12 protein-coding genes are annotated in these 16,575 nt (G+C 63.0%); 6 read left to right on the forward strand and 6 right to left on the reverse strand.

What is annotated here, in order from left to right; genetic code table 11:
• The first annotated feature begins 47 nt into the window (after positions 1 to 47).
• The gene (locus NRG23_RS09255) at positions 48 to 728 is read left to right on the forward strand and encodes a heavy metal response regulator transcription factor (RefSeq protein WP_007926961.1); all 681 of its coding nucleotides are present in this window, start codon (positions 48 to 50) and stop codon (positions 726 to 728) included.
• A complete protein-coding gene (locus NRG23_RS09260) occupies positions 728 to 2,089 on the forward strand; it encodes a heavy metal sensor histidine kinase (RefSeq protein WP_110177232.1) in 1,362 nt (453 codons plus the stop codon). Before NRG23_RS09255 ends, NRG23_RS09260 begins: the two co-directional genes overlap by 1 nt.
• A gap of 62 nt (positions 2,090 to 2,151) precedes the next feature.
• Here the strand turns inward: NRG23_RS09260 and NRG23_RS09265 are convergent, their stop codons facing one another.
• The 3 genes from NRG23_RS09265 to NRG23_RS09275 form a co-directional block, all read right to left on the reverse strand.
• A complete protein-coding gene (locus tag NRG23_RS09265) occupies positions 2,152 to 3,396 on the reverse strand; it encodes a lipoprotein-releasing ABC transporter permease subunit (RefSeq protein WP_009047979.1) in 1,245 nt (414 codons plus the stop codon).
• Positions 3,397 to 3,460: 64 nt separating this feature from the next.
• Positions 3,461 to 4,144: a lipoprotein-releasing ABC transporter ATP-binding protein LolD gene (gene lolD / locus NRG23_RS09270; RefSeq protein ID WP_164485193.1), complete on the reverse strand. Its 684-nt coding sequence runs from the start codon at positions 4,142 to 4,144 to the stop codon at positions 3,461 to 3,463.
• 7 nt (positions 4,145 to 4,151) lie between these two features.
• Entirely contained in the window at positions 4,152 to 5,402 is a 1,251-nt protein-coding gene (locus NRG23_RS09275; protein ID WP_016704934.1) for a lipoprotein-releasing ABC transporter permease subunit, read from the reverse strand.
• A 94-nt stretch (positions 5,403 to 5,496) separates the two neighbouring features.
• On the opposite strand from NRG23_RS09275, the gene NRG23_RS09280 reads away from it, so the two are divergent.
• Together NRG23_RS09280 and NRG23_RS09285 are read left to right on the forward strand one after the other, a co-directional pair.
• Positions 5,497 to 6,084: a PilZ domain-containing protein gene (locus NRG23_RS09280; protein WP_009047976.1), complete on the forward strand. Its 588-nt coding sequence runs from the start codon at positions 5,497 to 5,499 to the stop codon at positions 6,082 to 6,084.
• A gap of 61 nt (positions 6,085 to 6,145) precedes the next feature.
• On the forward strand, positions 6,146 to 6,868 hold the full coding sequence (locus NRG23_RS09285; RefSeq protein WP_016704935.1) for a glycerophosphodiester phosphodiesterase: 723 nt from the start codon (positions 6,146 to 6,148) through the stop codon (positions 6,866 to 6,868).
• 42 nt (positions 6,869 to 6,910) lie between these two features.
• Here NRG23_RS09285 and sthA read toward each other — a convergent pair whose 3' ends face one another.
• Together sthA and NRG23_RS09295 are read right to left on the reverse strand one after the other, a co-directional pair.
• A complete protein-coding gene (sthA, locus tag NRG23_RS09290; protein ID WP_007926939.1) occupies positions 6,911 to 8,305 on the reverse strand; it encodes a Si-specific NAD(P)(+) transhydrogenase in 1,395 nt (464 codons plus the stop codon).
• A 201-nt stretch (positions 8,306 to 8,506) separates the two neighbouring features.
• A complete protein-coding gene (locus tag NRG23_RS09295) occupies positions 8,507 to 9,484 on the reverse strand; it encodes an FAD:protein FMN transferase (RefSeq protein WP_009047974.1) in 978 nt (325 codons plus the stop codon).
• 373 nt (positions 9,485 to 9,857) lie between these two features.
• Between NRG23_RS09295 and NRG23_RS09300 the strand changes: the two genes are divergently transcribed.
• Positions 9,858 to 11,156: an MFS transporter gene (locus NRG23_RS09300; RefSeq protein WP_009047973.1), complete on the forward strand. Its 1,299-nt coding sequence runs from the start codon at positions 9,858 to 9,860 to the stop codon at positions 11,154 to 11,156.
• Between the two features lie 147 nt (positions 11,157 to 11,303).
• Here NRG23_RS09300 and NRG23_RS09305 read toward each other — a convergent pair whose 3' ends face one another.
• Entirely contained in the window at positions 11,304 to 12,767 is a 1,464-nt protein-coding gene (locus tag NRG23_RS09305) for a glyceraldehyde-3-phosphate dehydrogenase (protein WP_016704937.1), read from the reverse strand.
• Positions 12,768 to 13,117: 350 nt separating this feature from the next.
• On the opposite strand from NRG23_RS09305, the gene mfd reads away from it, so the two are divergent.
• The gene (gene mfd, locus NRG23_RS09310) at positions 13,118 to 16,567 is read left to right on the forward strand and encodes a transcription-repair coupling factor (protein WP_257374465.1); all 3,450 of its coding nucleotides are present in this window, start codon (positions 13,118 to 13,120) and stop codon (positions 16,565 to 16,567) included.
• Positions 16,568 to 16,575 lie beyond the last annotated feature (8 nt).

The following is a 16,575-nucleotide window of genomic DNA, read 5'->3' on the forward strand; positions in this document are numbered from 1 at the left end:
CGTTGCCCACGGTATAAAGCCCGCGTTCCATTTGCCATGAGTCGCCCATGAAATTGCTGATCGTCGAAGACCAACCGAAAACCGGCCACTACCTGCGCCAGGGCCTGAGCGAGGCCGGCTTCAATGCCGAGCTGGTGGCCGATGGCACCACCGGCCAACACCTGGCGCTGACCGGCGACTATTCCCTGTTGATTCTCGACGTGATGCTGCCGGGCCGCGATGGCTGGCAGATCCTGCAAGCCGTGCGCGGCGCCGGGCTGGAGATACCGGTACTGTTCCTGACCGCGCGCGATGCGGTGGAAGACCGGGTTCACGGCCTGGAGCTGGGCGCCGACGATTACCTGGTCAAGCCTTTCGCCTTCTCCGAACTCCTGGCCCGGGTTCGCAGCCTGCTGCGCCGCGGCAGCTCCACGCCCCAGGAAACCACCCTGCAACTGGCGGACCTGCGCCTGGACCTGATTCGCCGACGGGTCGAACGCAACGGCCAACGCATCGACCTCACCGCCAAGGAGTTCTCGCTGCTGGAAATGCTCCTGCGACGCCAGGGCGAAGTATTGCCCAAGACGTTGATCGCCTCTCAGGTCTGGGACATGAACTTCGACAGCGACACCAATGTCATCGAAGTGGCGATCCGCCGCCTGCGCCTGAAGATCGATGACGATTACCCCAACAAGCTGATCCACACCGTGCGCGGCATGGGCTACGTGCTCGAAGAGCGCCAGGCCTGATGCGCCGCTTGACCCTGAGTGGGCGCCTGGCCCTGTTGTTCGCCGGCTGCACCGCAGTGGTTTCGTTGCTCGCCGGGGTGCTGTTCAGCCGCGCCAGCGAGGCGCACTTCATCGAACTCGACCAGCAACTGCTGGAAGGCAAGCTGATCGCCATGCGCAGTGCGCTGCAGGGCGCCGCCGACCCGCAACGCTTTGCCGAACGCAAGGCGCAGTTGCAGGATGAACTCAGCCATCAACCGGACCTGACGCTGCGGGTCACAGGCGCGGATGGCGCCGTCTGGTTCGACAGCGCCAAGGGGTTGCCGGCCACTGCGGCCCAGCCGACCGGACTGCACAGTCTGCAACACGACGGTACCGCCTACCGCATCTACAGTGCAGCCCTGGAGCCCGGCCAGGCCGGCTCGCCAGAGCTGACCCTGATGCTCGATATCACCCACCACCAGCACTTCCTGCAACGCATGCAGCACCTGATCTGGCTGACCGTCGGCCTTTCGGCACTGGCCACTGCGCTGCTCGGGGCCTGGGCGGCGCGCAGCGGCCTGCGTCCGTTACGGCGGATGAGCGAGGTCGCCGCGGGTGTTTCAGCCAGCTCGCTGACCCAGCGCTTGCCGGAGCAGCAGATGCCCGGCGAACTGGCCGAACTGGCCCAGGCCTTCAATGCCATGCTCGGGCGCCTGGACGACTCCTTCCAGCGTCTCTCCGCGTTCTCGGCGGACATCGCCCATGAACTGCGCACCCCACTGTCGAACCTGCTGACCCACACCCAGGTCACCCTCACCCGCCCACGGGCGCTGGAAGACTATCGCGAAGCGCTGCACAGCAACCTCGAAGAGCTGCAGTGGATGGCCCAACTGGTCAACGACATGCTCTACCTGGCCAAGGCCGACCATGGCCTGCTGACGCCAAAGCGCGAAGCCCTGGAGCTGGGTGACGAAACCGACATGCTGCTGGAGTTCTATTCGCCGCTGGCCGAAGACGCCGGCATCGCCCTGGGGCGCGAAGGCAGTGCGAAGATCCAGGGCGACCGCAGCATGTTGCGTCGCGCCCTTTCCAACCTGCTGGACAACGCCCTGCGCTTCACCCCGGCTGGCGGTGAAGTGCGGGTGCGGCTTGGCGAGACCGCCAAGGCTTCATACCTGCGAGTGGAAAACACCGGCGAAGGTATTCCGCCTGAACGCTTGCCACGGCTGTTCGACCGCTTCTACCGCGCCGACCCGGCGCGCCATGAAGGCAGCAGTGAACATGCAGGCTTGGGGCTGGCCATCACTCAATCGATCATCCGCGCCCATGGCGGGCAGATTCGTTGCGAATCGGCGCAGGGCCGGACGAGCTTTGTGATTGAGTTGCCGAGGCAGGACTAGCGCAGGGGTTGCGAGCAAGCTCCCCGGAGGAGTGAGCTTGCTCGCGATAGCGGGCTTGGGCCTTAGGAGTAACGCAACGCCGTCGCCGGCTCGACCTTCGCCGCGCGCCAGGCTGGATACAGGGTCGCCAGGAAACTCAGGACAAAACCCGCGGTGCAGATCAGGGCCACGTCGCCGCCCTGCAGCTCGGAAGGCAGGTTGCTGACGAAGTACACGTCGGAACTGAAGATGTGCTGGCCGCTGACCCGTTCCAGCCAACCCACCAGCGCACTGACGTTCAACGCCGCGATCACCCCCAGCACGCCACCGATCAAGGTGCCGACGATGCCGATCACCGTGCCCTGGACCATGAAGATCGCCATGATCTGCCGTGGCGTGGCGCCGATGGTGCGCAGGATCGCGATGTCCGCGCCCTTGTCGTTCACCACCATGATCAGCGTGGCGATGATGTTGAACGCGGCCACGGCGACGATCATCAGCAGCAACAGGCCGATCATGGTCTTTTCCATCTTCATCGCGCTGAACAGGCTGCCCTGGGTGTGGGTCCAGTCATCGGCCTTGAAGCCAGCGCCCAGGCTGGCCGCGATGTCGCTGGAAACCTTGGGCGCGGCGTACAGGTCCTTGACCGCCAGGCGCACGCTCTGCACCTGGTTCGGCTGCCAGTGCTGCATTTCGGCGGCATCGGCCACATGGATCAAGCCCATGGAACCGTCGAGTTCGGCCCCGACCTTGAACACCCCGACCACGTTCAAACGCTGCATGCGCGGGGTGATGCCGCCCGGCGCAGAGCTGATTTCCGGCACGATCAGGGTCAGCTTGTCGCCGACATTCAGGCGGAAGCGGCGTGCCGTGATCTCACCGATCACCACCCCGAACTCGCCCGGTTTCAAGGCATCCAGACGGCCCTGCACGATGTGCTGGGCAACGATGGAGACCTTGCCTTCCTGGGCCGGGTCGATGCCGCTGATCTGAATCGGCTGCATCGAGCCCTTGTAGGAGAGCATGCCCTCCATCTCGGTGAACGGCACCGCGGCCGTCACCTCGGGATTTTTCATCGCCGCGGCGGCCACCGGCTGCCAGTCGTCGATCGGCTTGACGCCGACGATGGTGGCGTGGGGCACCATGCCGAGGATGCGCGAGCTCATTTCGCGCTGGAAACCGTTCATCACCGACAACACCACGATCATCGCCAGCACGCCCAGGGCGAGGCCGATCATCGAGGTCATGGAGATGAAGGAAACAAAGCGATTGCGGCGCTTGGCGCGGGTATAGCGCGTGCCGATAAAGATCGATAACGGTCTGAACATTCGCTGGGGCACCGTATGGAAATTAAAGACCCGGCGCCTGTTTCAGGCGCCGGGTTGCAGCCAGTCAGATGGGCGTCAGGCAACCTTCCTGCAGGTGCAGGACGCGATCCATCTGGCGAGCCAGGTTCATGTCGTGGGTCACCACCAGGAACGCGGTACGCATCGAGGTGCTGAGTTCCAGCATCAAGTCCTGAATGCCTTGCGCGGTGTGGGAATCGAGGTTGCCGGTCGGCTCGTCGAGCATCACCAGCCCTGGCTTGTTGACCAGGGCGCGAGCGATGGCCACACGCTGGCGTTCGCCACCGGACAGCTCGGCCGGCTTGTGCTCCAGGCGATGGGCCAGCCCGACCCGCTCCAGCAAGGCCGTGGCCCGCTGACGGGCTTCCGGGATCGCGGTCTTGCCGATCAGCAGCGGCATGCAGACGTTTTCCAGGGCGGTGAATTCCGGCAGCAAATGGTGGAACTGGTAGACGAAACCGAGGGAGCGGTTGCGCAACAGGCCGCGGCCCTTCTCGCTCAGTGCCGAAAGCTCTTCACCGTCGAGCCAGACGCTGCCCTTGGTTGGCGTGTCGAGGCCGCCCAGCAGGTTGAGCAAGGTACTTTTGCCCGAACCGGAGGTACCGACGATCGCCACCCGTTCGCCCGGGTGCAACTCCAGTTGCAGGCCGGACAACACCACCACCGACTCCGGACCTTCCTCGTAGGACTTGCCCAGGTCGCGGCAGCTCAGAATTGCTTTTTCACTCATGCCCAACTCACTCATAACGTAGCGCCTCCGCAGGCTGGGTGCGCGCGGCACGCCAGGCTGGATACAGGGTGGCGAGGAAACTCAGGACCAGTGCCGCACCGCAGACCATCAACACGTCTTCGGCCATCAGTTGCGATGGCAGGTAGTCGATGAAGTACACGTCGGCATTGAGGAATTTGTGCCCGATCAGGCCTTCGAGGGCCGAGATCGCCGCGCTGACGTTCAACGCCGCGAACATCCCGACCACGGCGCCGATCAAGGTACCGATCACACCGATCACCGTGCCCTGGACCATGAAGGTCGCCATGATGCTGGCCGGCGTCGCCCCCAGGGTGCGCAGGATCGCGATATCGCCCTTCTTGTCGTTCACCACCATCACCAGGGTGGAAATGATGTTGAAGGCGGCCACGGCGACGATCAGCAGCAACAGCAGGCCAATCATGGCTTTTTCCATGCGGATGGCCTGGTACAGGTTGCCGTGGGTACGGGTCCAGTCACGGGCGTAGTACTGGTTCTCGCCCAGATGCTCGGCAATTTCCCAGGCGGTGCGTGGCGCCTGGAACAGGTCGTCGAACTTCAGGCGCAGGCCCTGGACCTGATCCGGCTTCCAGCGGTGCAGGCGGCCCAGGTCGTCGAGGTTGGTCAGGCCCAGATAGCCGTCCAGCTCACCGGCGCCGACATGGAAGATGCCGACCACGGTAAAACGCTTCATGCGCGGGAACATCCCGGCCGGGGTCACCGTGACCTCGGGCGCGACGAAAGTCAGCTTGTCGCCCAGGCCAACCCCCAGCTTGGTCGCTGCCTTGTCGCCGATCACGATGCCGAAGCTGCCGGGCGCCAGGTCGTCCAGCTTGCCCTGCTTCATGAAGTTATCGATGATCGAAACCTGGCGTTCCTTGGCCGGATCGATGGCGTTGAGCAGGACTTTCTGCACCTGGCCGTTATTGGTCAGCAACCCCTGCATCTGGGTGAAGGGCGCAACCGCCAGCACCTTGGGGTTCTGCTGGACCTTGTCGGCCAGGCCTTGCCAGTCGCTGATCGGCTCACCGGACTCGATGGTCGCGTGGGGCACCATGCCCAGCACGCGGGTGCGCATCTCATGGTCGAAGCCATTCATCACCGACAGCACGACGATCATCACGACCACGCCCAGGGCGAGTCCGATCATCGAGGTCAGGGAAATGAATGACACGAAATGATTGCGACGCTTTGCACGGGTATAACGCGTGCCAATAAATACGAAGAGAGGTCTGAACATGTCGGGGCTTGTTCGGAGGAAAAGAAGACGTCCTTGTGGCGGGTCCAGGTAAGCAGCTTTACACTCAGACCACCGCCGCTACCATGGGTTCGCCATGTCGACATTAGATGAAGAAGATCGCCGCGAATACTACCGTATCGAGGACACGATCGCACTGGAAATTAGCCCCTTGTCCGCCCACGAAGCGGCGAGCAAGGAAGTGTTGCAGGATGCGTCACCGCTGTTCAACCTGCTCAGCGAGCTGCATCTGAGCGAATTCGAATCGCAGCACCTGCTGCGCCAGGTCAGCGAGCGCGACCGGACCCTGGCCAACTACCTCAAGACCATGAACAAGCGCATCGACCTGCTCAGCCAGGTGGTGGCGCAGACCGTGCTCGGCAAGTTCGGCGAACCGCAGCGGGTGATTCTCTCCGAAGGCGGCATCGAGTTCGAACATCACCTGTCCTACCCGGCCGGCACCCACCTGGCGGTCAAGCTGCTGCTGATGCCCCAGGCCTTGGGCCTGTTGTTGCGGGCCAAGGTCACCCACTGTGAAACCCGCAGTTTCGGCACGTTCGAAATCGGTACCGAGTTCGAATCATTGACCGACGCCCAACGCCAGTTGCTGGCGCGCTATATCCTGCAGAAGCAAGCCCAGGAACGTCGCCAGGCCCGAGAGCAGAACGACCCGGCCGCCGACTGACCTGTGGCCCCATCGCGCAGCACTGACCATCTAATGGAAAAATTTCCGTGAAGGAGCAATCGTGACCCTGATTTATGGCCACCGCGGCGCTAAAGGCGAAGCACCGGAAAACACCCTGACCAGCTTCCAGCAGTGCCTCAAGCATGGCGTACGCCGTTGCGAACTGGACCTGCACCTGTCCATGGACGGCGAGCTGATGGTGATCCACGACCCCACCCTCAAGCGCACCACCGACCGCCGCGGCAAGGTGGTCGAACACAGCGCCGAAGAACTGGTGACCTACGACGCCCGCAAGGGTGGCCCGGGCTGGGTCACGCCCTGCCCGATCCCGCGCCTGGAAGAGCTGTTCGAAAAGTGCGACTTCGAGCACTGGCAGCTGGAGGTCAAGAGCGCCTCGCGCACCCGTGCCGCCACCACGGTGTTGGCGATTCGCGAAATGGCCCAGCGTTTCGGCCTGCTGGACAAGGTCACCGTCACCTCCAGTTCACGGGAAGTGCTCAAGGCGGCTGTCGAATTGACCCCGGATCTGTCGCGCGGGCTGGTCGCCGAATACGCCTGGCTCGACCCGTTGAAGGTCGCGCAAAGCTACGGCTGCGAGATTCTGGCGTTGAACTGGACACTCTGTACCCCGGAGCGGCTGCAACGGGCGCAGCGTCAGGGTTTGCATGTGTCGGTGTGGACAGTCAACGAGCCTGCACTGATGCGCAGGCTCGCCGACTTCGGCGTAGACAGCCTGATTACAGACTTTCCCGGTTTGGCCAGCGCCACGCTCGAGAGTTACTGAAATCGGTCTCCCCGGCCGGCTCAGGCCACCGGCCGGAGTCGCTCAAAAAAGCCGGTTGAGGCCGTCGTAAGCTGCGACCCGATAGGCTTCGGCCATGGTCGGGTAGTTGAACGTGGTGTTGACGAAGTACTTCAGGGTATTGAGCTCGCCCGGCTGGTTCATGATCGCCTGGCCGATATGCACGATCTCCGAAGCCTGGTAGCCGAAGCAGTGCACGCCCAGGACTTCCAGGGTTTCGCGGTGGAACAGGATCTTCAGCATGCCTTGCGGCTCACCGGCGATCTGCGCGCGGGCCATGCTCTTGAAGAAGGCCTTGCCCACTTCGTACGGCACCTTGGCCTGGGTCAGTTCCTGCTCGTTCTTGCCGATCGAGCTGATCTCCGGAATGGTGTAGATCCCGGTCGGTACATCGTTGACGAAGCGCCAGCTGCCGTTGTCGACGATGCTGCCGGCGGCCGAACGACCCTGGTCATGGGCGGCACTGGCCAGGCTCGGCCAGCCGATCACGTCACCGGCGCCGTAGATGTTCGGCACGCAGGTGCGGTAGTTCTCGTCCACTTCGATCTGGCCACGGCTGTTGACCTTGACCCCGATGTTTTCCATGCCCAGCCGGTCGGTGTTGCCGGTCCGGCCATTGCACCAGAGCAAGGCGTCGGCCTTGATCTTCTTGCCCGACTTGAGGTGCAGGATCACGCCGTTGTCGAGGCCTTCGACGCGGTCGTATTCCTCGTTGTGGCGCACGGTGATGTTGTTGTTACTGAAGTGGTAGCTCAGCGCCTGGGAGATCTCGGAGTCCAGGAAGCTCAGCAACTGGCCGCGGTTGTCCACCAGCTCGACCAGTACCCCCAGGCCACTGAAGATCGACGCATATTCACAACCGATCACACCGGCGCCGTAAACGATGAGTTTGCGCGGGGTGTGGCCGAGGCTGAGGATGGTGTCGCTATCGTAGATACGCGGGTGGTGGAAATCGATATCGGCCGGGCGATACGGGCGCGAGCCGGTGGCGATGATGATGTGCTTGGCCACCAGCTTCTCGACCACACCGTTGGCGCAGACCACTTCGATGGTCTGCTCGTCGGCGAAGCTGCCGGTGCCGAAGAACACGTCGACCCGGTTACGCGCGTAGTAGCCGGTGCGCGAGGCGACCTGCTTGGAGATGACCTTCTCGGCGCTTTTCAGTACGTCGGGGAACGAGAACCAGCGCGGCTCGCCAATGGCCCGGAACATCGGGTTGGTGTTGAACTGCATGATCTGCCGGACCGAGTGACGCAAGGCCTTGGACGGGATGGTGCCCAGGTGGGTGCAGTTACCGCCGACCTGGCGACGGCTATCGACCATCGCTACCTTGCGTCCTGCTTTCGCGGCGTTCATTGCCGCACCTTCTCCAGCGGGGCCTGAACCCAGCACCACTACGTCGTAGTTGTAGACAGCCATGCGTACTCCTCAGAACAGGCCGCGGCACCCGATGTGGCGCCTGCGGCTAAATCATGTCGCGGCCAGCGGCATGAAGGATCAATTTGGCTCGGTTACGAACCCGGGCACAGTCTATAGAAGCGTCAACGCCGCGCACATTAACCCTTGGTCGCGTCGCCGGCTACTTTTGCCTGCGACATCGCGCCGCGGCGCTGCGCAAGATTACTGCTTTTGTCCGGCAAACAGGCGATCAAACGCGCGGTTGCTGCGTGTGACGAAGCCTGTATCGGCGCGAATCACAAAAAATGCGGCGATATCGTGTTTTTCTGCGTAATCCCAGCCGCGCTCGGGACCGAGGATCAGCAACAGGGTCGACAACCCATCGGCCATCACGGCCGCGGGATGGATCACCGTGACCGAGGCCAGCCCATGCTCGACAGGTCTGCCGGTGCGGGCGTCGAAGGTGTGGGAGTAACGCTGCCCGTCGCGCTGGAAATAATTGCGGTAGTCGCCGGAAGTCGAAACCCCATAACCATCGACGGCTATGACCCGCTCGGCCACCTGTCGATCGTCCCGAGGTTCCTCCAAAGCAATGCGCCACGCCGAACCGTCGGGTTTCCTGCCGACCGCCTTGAGTTCGCCCGTGGCTTCGACCAGGTAACTGTCGATGCCCATTTCCGCGAGCCTGGCGGCAATCCGGTCCACCGCATAACCGGCGGCGATGCTGTTGAAATCCACCTCGACCGCGGCGTCCTTGCACAGCCGGTCGCCCTCGATACGCAGATGGGTATAGCCGACCCGCTGCCGCGCTTGCGCCAGCGCCTCATCACTGGGCACCGCCTCTCCGCGCCCCTGCGGGCCGAAGCCCCAGAGGTTGAGCAACGGCTCGACCGTCAGATCGAAGGAGCCCTGGCTGTCCCGCGATAACTGCTGGCCCACCTCGACCAAGCGCAGGACCGCCGCCGGCATCGCCTGGCAGCTGTTGGCCGGCAGATCGTTGAAGCGTTCGATGTCCGAGTCGCTGCGATAGGTCGACATCTGCCGGTCGACCTGCGCGAGTATCTGCTCGACCTGGGCCTGCACCTCATTCGGCGCGGCCAGGCCTGCCCGCCTCACGTACTTGATCGAGTAGGTACTGCCCATGGTCGGGCCGCCGAAGCTTTCCAGCGAATCGCCCCGATCACATCCAGCCAGGGCCATGAGCAAAACGACAGGAAGCCATCCTCGCACCCAAGATCCAACCAACAAGACTTCGCCTCCCGACACTCGATTTCCCTCTCGGCAGTCGCCGATCAGGGCGGGCCATTATGCGGCAGCCAGCGCGGATTTGATCCAGGCCGAACCCAGCTCATCGCAAGCTCGCTCTTGCGGGTTTATTCAGCGAGTTGGCTGGCAATAAATCCCAAGCCTTCCATCTACTTAGCAAGCAAGCTAAGAGTTTTTGTTGCCTCGGCAGACTCATACACATATTGTTACAAACTGTCTGACCTGCGGCTTAGCCGCCCCAGACCGTGCAACCAGGACGGGTAACGACCAGGGATCGCTAACAAAATAGCCAAAGTGAGTGAATAAAATGTCCACGACCACGGGCAAAGGCAAGGCGATCTTTCGCGTTGTCAGCGGCAACTTTCTGGAGATGTTCGACTTCATGGTCTACGGCTTCTACGCCACGGCCATCGCCAAGACCTTCTTCCCTGCCGACAGTGCTTTCGCGTCACTGATGCTGTCGCTGGCGACCTTCGGCGCCGGCTTCCTGATGCGCCCGCTGGGCGCGATCTTTCTCGGTGCCTATATCGACCGCCATGGCCGCCGCCGGGGCCTGATCATCACCCTGCTGCTCATGGCCGCGGGCACAGTACTGATCGCCTGCGTCCCGGGTTATGCCACCCTCGGCGTCGCTGCGCCGTTGCTGGTGCTGCTCGGCCGCTTGCTGCAGGGTTTCTCTGCCGGGGTGGAGCTGGGTGGCGTCTCGGTTTACCTGGCGGAAATCTCCACCCCGGGTCGCAAGGGCTTCTTCGTCAGCTGGCAATCGGCGAGCCAACAGGCCGCCGTGGTATTCGCCGGCCTGCTGGGTGTGGGCCTGAATCACTGGCTGAGCCCGGAGCAAATGGGCGACTGGGGCTGGCGCGTGCCGTTCCTGGTGGGCTGCATGATAGTGCCGGCGATCTTCATGATCCGTCGCTCGCTGGAAGAAACCCCGGAGTTCCAGGCACGCAAGCACCGCCCTACCCTGCAGGAAATCATCCGCTCCATTGGCCAGAACTTCGGCATCGTCCTGGCCGGCATGGCGCTGGTGGTGATGACCACCGTGTCCTTCTACCTGATCACCGCCTACACCCCGACCTTCGGCAAGGCCGAGCTGCAGCTGTCGGACCTGGACGCGCTGCTGGTCACCGTGTGCATCGGCCTGTCGAACTTCTTCTGGCTGCCGGTGATGGGCGCCGTCTCGGACAAGGTCGGGCGCAAGCCGCTGCTGCTGGCGGCGACCGTCCTGGCAATCCTGACGGCGTACCCGGCACTGTCCTGGCTGGTGGCCAACCCGAGTTTCAGCCACCTGCTGATCGTCGAGTTGTGGCTGTCCTTCCTCTATGGCTCGTACAACGGCGCCATGGTGGTAGCCCTCACCGAGATCATGCCGGTTGAAGTACGCACCACCGGCTTCTCCCTGGCCTACAGCCTGGCGACCGCCACCTTTGGCGGCTTCACGCCGGCAGCCTGCACCTACCTGATCCATGTGCTGGACAACAAGGCGGCGCCGGGTATCTGGCTCAGCGGCGCGGCGGTGTTGGGCCTGATCGCGACCCTGGTGCTGTTCCGCGGCAATCGTCATGAACTGCGCAGCGCACAGGCAGCGATAGCCGATGGCGCCTGACAGGACGCTATCGCGAGCAAGCCCAACGCTTCTGTAGGAGCGAAGCTTGCCCGCGATAACGCCCGAGCAGATACAAGTGCATCGCAAGCAAACGCCACAAACAAAAACGCCCCGACAAGTCGGGGCGTTTTCATGTGCGGCTAAGGTTTAGCGCGGGAACGCAGGCGGGTTCACACCAGCCATGTCTTCCATCACGCGAACCACCTGGCAGCTGTAGCCGAATTCGTTGTCGTACCAGACGTACAGCACAACGCGGTTGTCCTGGGTGATGGTCGCTTCAGCGTCCACCACACCGGCGTGGCGCGAGCCAACGAAGTCGGTGGAAACCACTTCCTGGGAATTGACGAAGTCGATTTGCTTGTGCAGATCGGAGTGCAGCGCCATGTAGCGCAGGTACTCGTTCATCTCTTCACGGGTAGCGGCTTTCTCGAGGTTCAGGTTGAGAATGGCCATCGACACGTTTGGCGTCGGAACGCGGATCGCGTTACCGGTCAGCTTGCCGGCCAGCTCAGGCAGGGCCTTGGCAGCAGCGGTGGCAGCACCAGTCTCGGTGATCACCATGTTCAACGCGGCGCTACGGCCACGACGATCGCCCTTGTGGAAGTTGTCGATCAGGTTCTGGTCGTTGGTGTACGAGTGAACGGTTTCGACGTGCCCGTTGACGATGCCGAACTTGTCGTTCACGGCCTTGAGCACCGGCACGATGGCGTTGGTGGTGCAGGAAGCGGCGGAAACGATCTTGTCGTCAGCGGTGATGTCGGTGTGGTTGATACCGTGAACGATGTTCTTCAGCTTGCCTTTGCCAGGCGCGGTCAGAACGACGCGGTCGATACCCGGACAGGCCAGGTGCTGGCCCAGGCCATCGGCGTCGCGCCATACACCGGTGTTGTCCACCAGCAGCGCGTCTTTGATGCCGTACTGGGTGTAGTCCACCTCGGTCGGGTTCTTCGCGTAGATAACCTGGATCAGGTTGCCGTTGGCGGTGATGGTGTTGTTGGCTTCGTCGATGGTGATGGTGCCGTTGAACGAACCGTGTACCGAGTCGCGACGCAGCAGGCTGGCGCGCTTGGTCAGGTCGTTTTCGGCGCCTTTGCGCACCACGATGGCGCGCAGGCGCAGGCCGTCGCCACCACCGGTTTTCTCGATCAGGATGCGCGCCAGCAGACGGCCGATACGACCGAAGCCGTACAGGACCACGTCGGTGCCTTTGCGGGGCGAAGCATTTTGCTGGCCAACCACGTCAGCCAGCTCTTCGCGAACGAATTGCTCGGCGGTGCGGCCGTTGCCTTCGTTGCGGAATTTGAACGCCAACTTGCCCAGGTCCACCGAGGCAGCGCCGAGCTTGAGCTCGCTCATGGCCTTGAGCAGTGGGAATGTTTCGTGGACGGAGAGTTCGCTATCGTCGGAAGAACGATGGCGAGCAAAGCGGTGAGCTTTGAGAATCGCGATGACAGACTGGTTGATCAGGCTGCGGCCATAGATCGAACTCACCACATTGTTATTGCGGTAGAGCTGACCGATAAGCGGAATCATCGCTTCTGCGAGCGCTTCACGGTCGATCCATTCACCAAGACACTGGTCGGGCTTCTGAGTCACGGGAACCTTCCACATGTAGGGGCTGAAAAAAGGGGCTACATTATGCAGCCGAGTCCCCTGCGTAGCAATGCGCGCCTGTCGCGCAGAACGTAACAAAACCTCATCCGGAAAAATCACGCCCCGCTCCAGCCCAGTAAATACGCGGGTTTCAGAAAGGCCTCATTTTGCGCGGTAACCCAGCGTTGTCTGTAACCCTCCGTAACACCGCCCCAATTCGGCACTACATTTCCTGCCAAAAAACGCGTTTTTTTGTCATAACCACTACATTTTCCGCAACCGCGTAATAGACACATCAGCAACTGACAGCCGGTATGCCGGACCGCTACAATTACCGACTTTGTCGCAACGCTGGAGCTCAACCTTCCGTGCCCGTTCTGCGTCTACCGCAACTCCCTGCCGCCGCCGGCAAACAGCACTGGGGCAATCTGCCCGGTGCCGCCCTCAGCCTGGCCATTGCCGAGGCTGCCAGCGCCGCCAAGCGCTTCACCCTGCTGCTGACCGCCGATAGCCAAAGTGCCGAACGGCTGGAGCAGGAGCTGAGTTTCTTCGCCCCGGATTTGCCCGTGCTGCATTTCCCGGACTGGGAAACCCTGCCCTACGACCTGTTCTCGCCGCACCAGGACATCATCTCCCAGCGGATCGCCAGCCTGTACCGGCTACCGGAGCTGGAGCACGGTGTGCTGGTGGTGCCGATCACCACCGCCCTGCATCGCCTGGCGCCGACCAAGTTCCTGCTCGGCAGTAGCCTGGTGCTGGACATCGGCCAGAAGCTGGATGTCGAACAGATGCGTACCCGCCTGGAAGCCAGCGGCTATCGCTGTGTCGATACGGTGTACGAGCACGGCGAGTTCGCAGTGCGCGGCGCCCTGATCGACCTGTTCCCGATGGGCAGCAAACTGCCTTATCGCATCGACCTGTTCGACGATGAAATCGAAACCCTGCGCACCTTCGATCCGGAAAACCAGCGCTCCATCGACAAGGTCGATTCGGTACGCCTGCTGCCGGCGAAGGAATTCCCGCTGCAGAAAGAAGCCGTCACCCGCTTCAAGGCCCGTTTCCGCGAGCGCTTCGACGTCGACTTCCGCCGCTGCCCGATCTTCCAGGACCTGAGCAGCGGGATTACCCCGGCCGGCATCGAGTATTACCTGCCGCTGTTCTTCGAAGACACCTCGACCCTGTTCGACTACCTGCCCCAGGACACCCAGGTGTTCTCCCTGCCAGGCATCGAACAGGCGGCCGAGAACTTCTGGAACGACGTGCGCAACCGTTACGAAGAACGCCGCGTCGATCCGTCCCGTCCTTTATTGCCGCCCGCCGAATTGTTCCTACCGGTGGAAGACTGCTTCGCCCGCCTGAAAAGCTGGCCGCGGGTAGTCGCCAGCCAGCAGGACATCGAGGCCGGTGGCGGCCGCGAGCGCTTCCCGGCGCAGACCCTGCCCAACCTCGCCATCGAAGCCAAGGCCAACCAGCCGCTGGCGGCCCTGGCGAACTTCCTCGACGAGTTCTCCGGACGCGTGCTGTTCACCGCCGAATCCGCCGGGCGCCGCGAGGTACTGCTGGAGTTGCTGGAGCGCCTGAAGCTGCGGCCAAAGACCGTCGACAGCTGGCCGGACTTCGTTGCCGGCAAGGACCGCCTGGCGATCACCATCGCGCCGCTGGACGAAGGCTTGCTGCTGGACGATCCAGCCCTGGCGCTGGTGGCCGAAAGCCCGCTGTTCGGCCAGCGCGTGATGCAGCGCCGGCGCCGGGAAAAACGCGCCGATGCCAACAACGATGCAGTGATCAAGAACCTCACCGAGCTGCGCGAAGGCGCGCCGGTGGTGCATATCGATCACGGCGTGGGCCGCTACCTGGGCCTGGCCACCCTGGAAATCGACAACCAGGCCGCCGAATTCCTCACCCTGGAATACGCCGAGGGCGCCAAGCTCTATGTGCCGGTGGCCAACCTGCACCTGATCGCCCGCTACACCGGTAGCGATGACGCCCTGGCGCCGCTGCACCGCCTGGGTTCGGAAACCTGGCAGAAGGCCAAGCGCAAGGCCGCCGAGCAGGTGCGCGATGTCGCCGCCGAGCTGCTGGACATCTACGCTCGCCGCGCGGCCCGCGAAGGTTATGCCTTCGCCGACCCGAAAGCCGACTACGCCACTTTCAGCGCCGGCTTCCCGTTCGAAGAAACCCCCGACCAGCAAACCACCATCGAAGCGGTGCGCGAGGACATGCTCGCGGCCAAGCCGATGGATCGCCTGGTCTGCGGCGACGTTGGCTTCGGCAAGACCGAAGTGGCGATGCGCGCGGCCTTCATCGCCGTGCACGGTGGCAAGCAAGTGGCGATCCTGGTGCCCACCACCCTGCTCGCCCAGCAGCACTACAACAGCTTCCGCGATCGCTTCGCCGACTGGCCGGTGACCGTGGAAGTGATGAGCCGCTTCAAGTCCGCCAAGGAAGTGAATGCCGCGGTGGCCGACCTGGCCGAAGGCAAGATCGACATCGTCATCGGCACCCACAAGCTGTTGCAGGACGATGTGAAGATCAAGAACCTCGGGCTGGTGATCATCGACGAAGAACACCGTTTCGGCGTGCGCCAGAAAGAGCAGCTCAAGGCCCTGCGCAGCGAGGTCGACATCCTGACCCTGACCGCCACGCCGATTCCGCGCACGCTGAACATGGCGGTCTCGGGCATGCGCGACCTGTCGATCATCGCCACGCCGCCAGCCCGACGCCTGTCGGTGCGCACTTTCGTCATGGAGCAGAACAAGAGCACGGTCAAAGAGGCCCTGCTGCGCGAGCTGCTGCGCGGCGGCCAGGTCTACTACCTGCACAACGATGTGAAGACCATCGAGAAATGCGCCGCCGACCTCGCCGAACTGGTGCCGGAAGCGCGCATCGGCATCGGCCACGGGCAGATGCGCGAACGCGAACTCGAACAGGTGATGAGCGACTTCTACCACAAGCGCTTCAACGTGCTGATCGCCTCGACCATCATCGAGACCGGCATCGACGTGCCGAGCGCCAACACCATCATCATCGAGCGCGCCGACAAGTTCGGCCTGGCCCAGCTGCACCAGTTGCGCGGCCGGGTCGGTCGCAGCCACCACCAGGCCTACGCCTACCTGCTGACGCCAGCGCGCCAGCAGATCACCCCGGACGCGGAAAAGCGCCTGGAGGCGATCGCCAATACCCAGGACCTGGGGGCCGGCTTCGTGCTCGCCACCAACGACCTGGAAATCCGCGGCGCTGGCGAACTGCTGGGCGATGGCCAAAGCGGCCAGATCCAGGCGGTGGGCTTCACCCTTTATATGGAAATGCTCGAGCGCGCGGTGAAAGCCATCCGCAAGGGCGAGCAGCCGAACCTCGACCAGCCGCTGGGCGGCGGTCCGGAAATCAACCTGCGCCTGCCGGCGCTGATTCCCGAAGACTACCTGCCGGATGTGCACGCGCGGCTGATCCTCTACAAGCGCATTGCCTCGGCCACCGACGAGGACGGCCTGAAAGACCTGCAAGTGGAGATGATCGACCGCTTCGGCCTGTTGCCGGAACCGACCAAGAACCTGGTGCGCCTGACCCTGCTGAAACTGCAGGCCGAGCAACTGGGCATCAAGAAGGTCGACGGCGGCCCGCAGGGCGGTCGTCTCGAGTTCGCCGCCGATACCCCGGTGGACCCGCTGGCATTGATCAAACTCATCCAGAGCCAACCCAATCGCTACAAATTTGAAGGCGCCACGCTGTTCAAATTCATGGTGCCAATGGAACGCCCGGAAGAACGCTTCAACACATTGGAGGCGCTGTTCGAGCGCCTCACCCCGAAAACTGCTTGAAGGACGCC

Origin of the sequence: Pseudomonas sp. T8, from assembly GCF_024610635.1 — a bacterium.
GTDB classification, from domain to species: Bacteria; Pseudomonadota; Gammaproteobacteria; order Pseudomonadales; family Pseudomonadaceae; genus Aquipseudomonas; species Aquipseudomonas chlororaphis_I.